Below are 5,927 nucleotides of genomic sequence, written 5' to 3'. Positions count from 1 at the left end.
TGCTCGGACTTGGACAGCAGGCCCAGGGTCAGGATGGCCTCGGCCAGCACGTCGGTGTCGGCGCAGAGGAAGGCGAGCGGGACGTGCGACCACCTTCAGTGTCGCAACTCAAACGAGGATAATCTGAACACATGAGACGCTGCCGGCCTAGCGTGCAGTCCGCGAACCTCTCCTACCAGTTCAGTTGGCTATTTCGAACTGCAAACCGGCTTTATGGATATGCATTTTGGTGCAAAATGACACCACATATCCTTCAGCAGCGCTCCAGCCATGGCCCGTAGCCCCATCACGCCTGACCGCAGAAGCGTCCGGACGTCCGTCATGCTGCCGGAGGATGTCCACCTCCAGATACAAGCACTTGCAGACTCAAACCAAGTATCGTCCGCGTGGGTCATCCGCATGGCTGTGCAGCGCTTCCTGGACGAGTGCCAAGGTCAACAAGGGCTGTCATTGCGACTGCCCGCCCGCCAAGGATCTGATTCGTAATGAGTAATGAAGTAATCCTCCGCAAAATTGCACGCTTGCGGACCGCCGCCAATAAGCCCCGGGTTCTTGACCTGTTTGCCGGCTGTGGCGGGATCTCCCTCGGCTTCGAAGCGGCGGGCTTTGAGATGCGGGGCGCTGTCGAGTTCGATCCGGACGCAGCGAAATCGCACGGGCTGAATTTTCACGGTGGAGCAGACGCTCACAGCCGTGCGATCGACATCACTCAAACCTCGCCCAAGGACCTGTGCCAGCAACTGGAACTGGGCAAGGTGTCCGATGCGTTTGACATTGTCGTCGGTGGCCCGCCCTGCCAGGCCTTCGCCCGAGTGGGGCGCTCCAAGCTTCGCGAGATTGAAGAGCACCCCGAGGCGTTTATCCACGACCCGCGAGCTCAGCTTTACAAGAAATACCTGGAATACGTAGATGCGTTCCAGCCGCTGGCCGTGCTTATGGAGAATGTTCCCGACATCCTCAATCATGGCGGCCAGAACATCGCCGAGGAAACCTGCGAAGTTTTAGAAGACAAGGGCTACGTTTGTGGATACACGCTGTTGAATGCGGCGTTCTACGGCGTACCTCAGATGCGGGAACGAATGTTCCTGATTGCTTATCGCCGCGAGCTCCGGGCCAAGGTTGTGTTCCCGTCGCCCAGCCATTGGTTGGTGCTTCCTCCGGGCTATGAAGGGTCGCGGTCTGTGGCCCTTAAGACTCTGAAGAGCCTGATAGGCGATGCACACTCTTATGTTACGCCGCCTGCCGCAACGCCAGATCTTCCTCCGGCGATAACTGCAGAAGCCGCGCTGGCGGATTTGCCTGCCATCAATGCACGTGAACTCCTCGCGGCCGGGAAAATCTCCCGGGGAGCACGTCGCTTCGACACCCCGGCTGGCTATGGACGTAAGAAACCGTCCGCCTACGGCGAGTTGATGAGGACATGGAAGGGTCACGAAGCAAACGCGGCCGGACCAGTCGACCACGTAATCCGTTACCTCCCCCGGGACTACGAACTGTTCGCGCGCATGAACCCCGGGGATCAATACCCCGAAGCACATCGTCACGCCACGGACATGTTCAACGAGAAACTGTCTGCTGCCCGTGCCCGCGGCGAGAAGCTTTCGGAAGGATCCGCCAAGTACAAGGCGCTGTGGGACTCGATTGTTCCGCCTTACGACGCGAGCAAGTTCCCAAACAAGTGGCGCAAAATGTGGCGTAATCAGCCGGCCCGTACGCTCATGGCTCATCTGGGCAAAGACAGCTACAGCCACATCCACTACGACAGTAACCAGGCGCGCACCATTTCAGTCAGGGAGGCAGCGCGACTGCAGTCGTTCCCCGACGGGTTCCGCTTTCATGGCACGATGAATCCGGCGCTCAAGCAGATCGGCAACGCGGTTCCGCCTTTGTTGGCGAAAGCGCTTGCCACCCAGATGATGCAAACACTCAGACAGGCAATCACGGAAGAGGACAAGGCGGATGAACCTCGTCGAGCGGCAGCGGCAGTTTCTTGAGGCAACAACGAAGCACTTCGGCACTTCTCGCGGCCGCCCTCGTGAGTTGTTCGGTGTGTCGAACAGCGCGAAGATAGTAGAGGGAGGAATCCAACTCGGCGTGGTCAATCTCGAAAATGTCAAGGATGACACAGAGGGATTGATCTTGGGCTGCGTTCTGCGCTTCCCACCGGAAGATGAGGTCTATTTCGCTGTTTACATCCGCAAAGACAAAGTCTCGTTAGTGCAGAGGCTCGCGGACATGAAACGTCTTGGTGCAGCGTCTAAGGACGCAGTGAAAAAAGACAGTGAACAAGAAACGGATTTTTCTCTCGAGCCGGCAGAAACTACTGACACACTGGAAGACAATTCTGACATAACGATTAAATATAACAATCGTAACCATCTCGTCGCCGTTTATTTGGCGGCCGATGGTCGGCTGTGGCTTCGGAATGCCGGCTTTTGGGGCAGCTTGAAGTTTGACCTCAGCCCCTTCGGCCCAGGGGTCGAACCCGACCAAGTAGCAGTAGCGCTGTATCCCCCCTCTGCATCCGCCAGAAGAAGCCTTTTAGCTCGAGAATTTGTCGGCTGGCTTGGCAGCCTAGTTGGACACGAGAAGATTCACGAACTTCCTGTGTGGGCCGATACGGCAGCGCTCGGACCAATGATGCGACGCTCGCCCGCCACTGTTTCAATCGATGAAATAGAAAATTCAATCGAAAAACTTGGTGGGCATTATCGAAACAAAGAGGTTCGACGCCTCCATGCCGCCCTGAATTTTCTGGATCATAAGCACTTTGTGATTCTCGCGGGCTTGTCCGGCACGGGCAAGACTCAGCTCGCACTGAAGTATGCACGTGCAGTACATGGAGTTACGTCAGACAAAGATCCTGATCCACTAATCTTCGAGTGCCCAGTGAGACCAGAATGGACAGATCCGACCAGCCTCACGGGCTACTATGACGTTCTCAGCAATCGGTACATGGTCCCGACATTTCTGGATGCTGTGCTAGTAGCCACCGCTCATCGAGACTCGCCTGTGTTCGTCATTCTCGATGAGATGAACTTGGCGCGGATCGAGTACTACCTGTCTGACGTACTTTCCGTTATCGAGACTCGGGGGGCTCTGCAGTTGCATTCAAACAGCGTTCCACTCGAGGGGTCGAACGGTACCAACGTGCGCGCCGAGATTCCCATCCCGCCAAATCTCTACATTATTGGGACAATCAACGTCGACGAGACGACCAACCCCGTCAGCGACAAAGTTCTGGACCGCGCATCGGTCATCGATATGTCCACAGTAGATGCCGCAAGCTTTATCGACTTCTTGGCTGTGCGGCATCCGGAGTTGCAAGCCTCAAGTACCGCATTCGCCCCTAAGTTGATCGAGGTACATCGACTGATGCAGCAACATGGGCGCGGCTTTGGCTATCGGCTGATTGAAGAATTTGTGCGCTACCACGCTTTCGACGCCAAGCATCTAGGCAACGCGCCTGACAGTGTCACCGATGATTTGCTTGTCCAGAAGGTGTTCGTGAAGCTGCGGGGAGCTGAACGTCAGCGAGGCCTGCTAAACAGTCTGGACAAAGCCTGTGACAGGCTCCCCAGAGCAAAAGCCTACATCCAGCGACTGATCAGTGACCTGGATGAATTCGGGTCGTTCCAGGCGATGCGCTGACCGTGGCGGCGCTTTACATCCAGCGCGAGAACAAGGGAGCCTCCTGGCAGGTCTGGCCGGCGCCGGATGCCATCCCGCCAGGCGAGATTCGTGAGGGGGCCTCCTATCTGTTCGAGCTGCGCGAGTGCGATGAGGCGGCCACTGCCGACTTGCTGCTGGATGATGCGCCACTGGAGGCACTGCGATCGCGCGATCTCCGCACGGCCAAGTGGCGCTGGACTCCCGGCTTCCATGCGGGCGTTGCGGATGCAGCGCTGCGGATCCCCGGTGCAGGCACTCGTCACTTCACTATCACCACCGATCCGGATTTGCGCAAACTTACGCGCGACGATTTCGATGCGATGGTGCGGGAGATTTTGGAAGATACGTTCGCCCTGTTCTCGCTCAGCGCGTTCCGCACTGGCATTGCCCGGCAGCGAGGCAACCAACCTCCGCCACTGGCCCGCCTGGAGTTCCTGCGCTCACGCTGTGAAGAGTTGCTCCAATCGGTAGACGCGATCTTGCGGTCGCCCCGGCATTTCCTTTGTGCCGAGCAGATCACCCTGCCCGCGCACCAGGCCAGAAGAGCCACCGGTCCGGAAATCCTCAGATCTTTTCGAACCGGTGTTGTCCGGACGGAGCGGCCCGGCCCGTCGCGACTCCCCCAGACCCTGGGTGGCCGCTTGCCGGCGCACATCACCGTGCGCCGCCATCGCAACAGCGTCGACATCCCGGAGCACCGGCAAATCAAAGCCTGCCTGCGCTCTTGGGCCGCATGGCTGTCCGGAATCGCCGAAGCTTTGGCAAAGGCTGCACCTTCAGACGATTCTGAAATTCTGAGCACCGCCGGGCACTGGGCTGCCCGTGCAAGACAGATGTCGCGTCAACTGCAATTGGCATCCGGCACGGGCTTCATGTCGGATGTCGGTGACGGACCCGCTGCGCTGCAAATGTCATCGCTCTTCCGCAATGACCCCGTCTATCACCGCTTCTATCGGCTGTGGCAAGACATGAATCTGGGGCTGGCCGCACTGTCCGGCGACTTTCTCCAGATGCCGTTGGCCCGTACTTACGAGCTTTATGAACTGTGGTGCTTCCTGCGGCTGTTGCGCGCTGCGGTGCAGGAATACAGCCCTGACGGCATCACGCTGGACAGCTTGTTCACTACGGACGCGGCCGGAGGCGTGACCTTGCAGGCCGGCGCGATCTCCGTCTCGCTGGGTGCTGACAAAGCACTGTGTTTCCAACGTCAATACAAAGAGTACTGGCTGGCACCCGACGGCGAAGGCAGCTTCAGCCGCACTATGGTGCCCGACGTGGTACTGACCGACACCGGACTCGGTAACGGCCTGCGCCAGGTGATCGTGCTGGATGCCAAGTACCGCATCAATGACGGTCTGAATGACGCACTGAACTCGATCCACACTTATCGCGACGCGCTGGTTCGGGAAGCCGGAACCGGCGAATGCGAAGGCATCGTTACTGCGGCCTATCTGCTGACGCCGCATGTTCCCGCCGTAGACACAGACTTCCGCGCTACGCCGATGCCCGGGCGGTTGTTTCACCCGCAGTACCGCGACAAGTTCCGGTTCGGCGCAGTCACGCTGCGCCCCGGGATGAGCACAGACGAGTTGCGGGCAACTTTGCAGACTCTTGTGGCGGATGCGACACAGACGGCGCGGTAATGGCGGACGTCCACACCCCGGAGCAGCGTCAGCGCAACATGAGCCGCATCCGCGGCCGTGATACCAAGCCCGAAATGATCGTGCGCCGCGGACTGCATGCGCGCGGCCTGCGCTACCGGCTGCAGGATCGCAGTCTGCCGGGGCGTCCGGACCTGGTGTTTCCAAAGTACCGGGCCGTTATCTTCGTCCACGGCTGCTTCTGGCATGGGCACAACTGCCCCATGTTTCATCTCCCCGCGACTCGTCCTGATTTCTGGCAAACGAAGATCAGCGGCAACCAATCTCGTGATGCCAAGGCACTTCAGGATCTGCTGGCCTCTGGTTGGCGGGTACTGACGGTATGGGAATGCTGCTTGAAGGGGCGAGGTCGGATGCCCCTCGACTCGATGATTGACGACTGCTTCACTTTCATCGTGGGCACCCAGCAAACGGCAGACATCTCCGGCCGATCAAGTACCTGAGTTACCCGCGCACCTGGGCCCGCCATCCGCCCGGCCGTGACGCATACAACCTGACTGTTGTTGGCATCAACTCTTCTCGTCCGCCCCGCCCGCCTGCGCCAGCCGGGCCTTGAGGTCGGCCACGGCCTTGCGCTGCTCGGACTTGGACAGC

5 protein-coding genes are annotated in these 5,927 nt (G+C 59.0%); all 5 read left to right on the top strand.

The genetic code is table 11. The features are described from left to right. Positions 1-270: 270 nt before the first annotated feature. Genes A7A76_RS26785 through A7A76_RS16970 form a run of 5 tightly spaced genes read left to right on the top strand, consistent with a single transcriptional unit; the run spans position 271 to position 5,776 of the window. Positions 271-486, top strand: a complete 216-nt coding sequence (locus A7A76_RS26785; RefSeq protein WP_428995182.1) for a CopG family transcriptional regulator — start codon at positions 271-273, stop codon at positions 484-486. Beyond that, positions 486-1,994, top strand: a complete 1,509-nt coding sequence (locus tag A7A76_RS16985) for a DNA cytosine methyltransferase (protein ID WP_206412312.1) — start codon at positions 486-488, stop codon at positions 1,992-1,994. The genes A7A76_RS26785 and A7A76_RS16985 overlap by 1 nt, the downstream gene beginning before the upstream one ends. Further along, positions 1,960-3,651, top strand: a complete 1,692-nt coding sequence (locus A7A76_RS16980; RefSeq protein ID WP_206412311.1) for an McrB family protein — start codon at positions 1,960-1,962, stop codon at positions 3,649-3,651. The genes A7A76_RS16985 and A7A76_RS16980 overlap by 35 nt, the downstream gene beginning before the upstream one ends. 2 nt (positions 3,652-3,653) lie before the next feature. Continuing rightward, positions 3,654-5,315, top strand: a complete 1,662-nt coding sequence (locus tag A7A76_RS16975) for a DUF2357 domain-containing protein (protein ID WP_343225356.1) — start codon at positions 3,654-3,656, stop codon at positions 5,313-5,315. After that, a complete protein-coding gene (locus A7A76_RS16970) occupies positions 5,315-5,776 on the top strand; it encodes a very short patch repair endonuclease (protein WP_206412310.1) in 462 nt (153 codons plus the stop codon). Before A7A76_RS16975 ends, A7A76_RS16970 begins: the two co-directional genes overlap by 1 nt. Positions 5,777-5,927 lie beyond the last annotated feature (151 nt).

It is taken from the genome of Lysobacter enzymogenes (assembly GCF_017168095.1).
Lineage (GTDB): Bacteria > Pseudomonadota > Gammaproteobacteria > Xanthomonadales > Xanthomonadaceae > Lysobacter > Lysobacter enzymogenes_D.
Note: the sequence above shows the minus strand (reverse complement) of the source record. Positions and strands in the feature narration are given on the sequence as shown.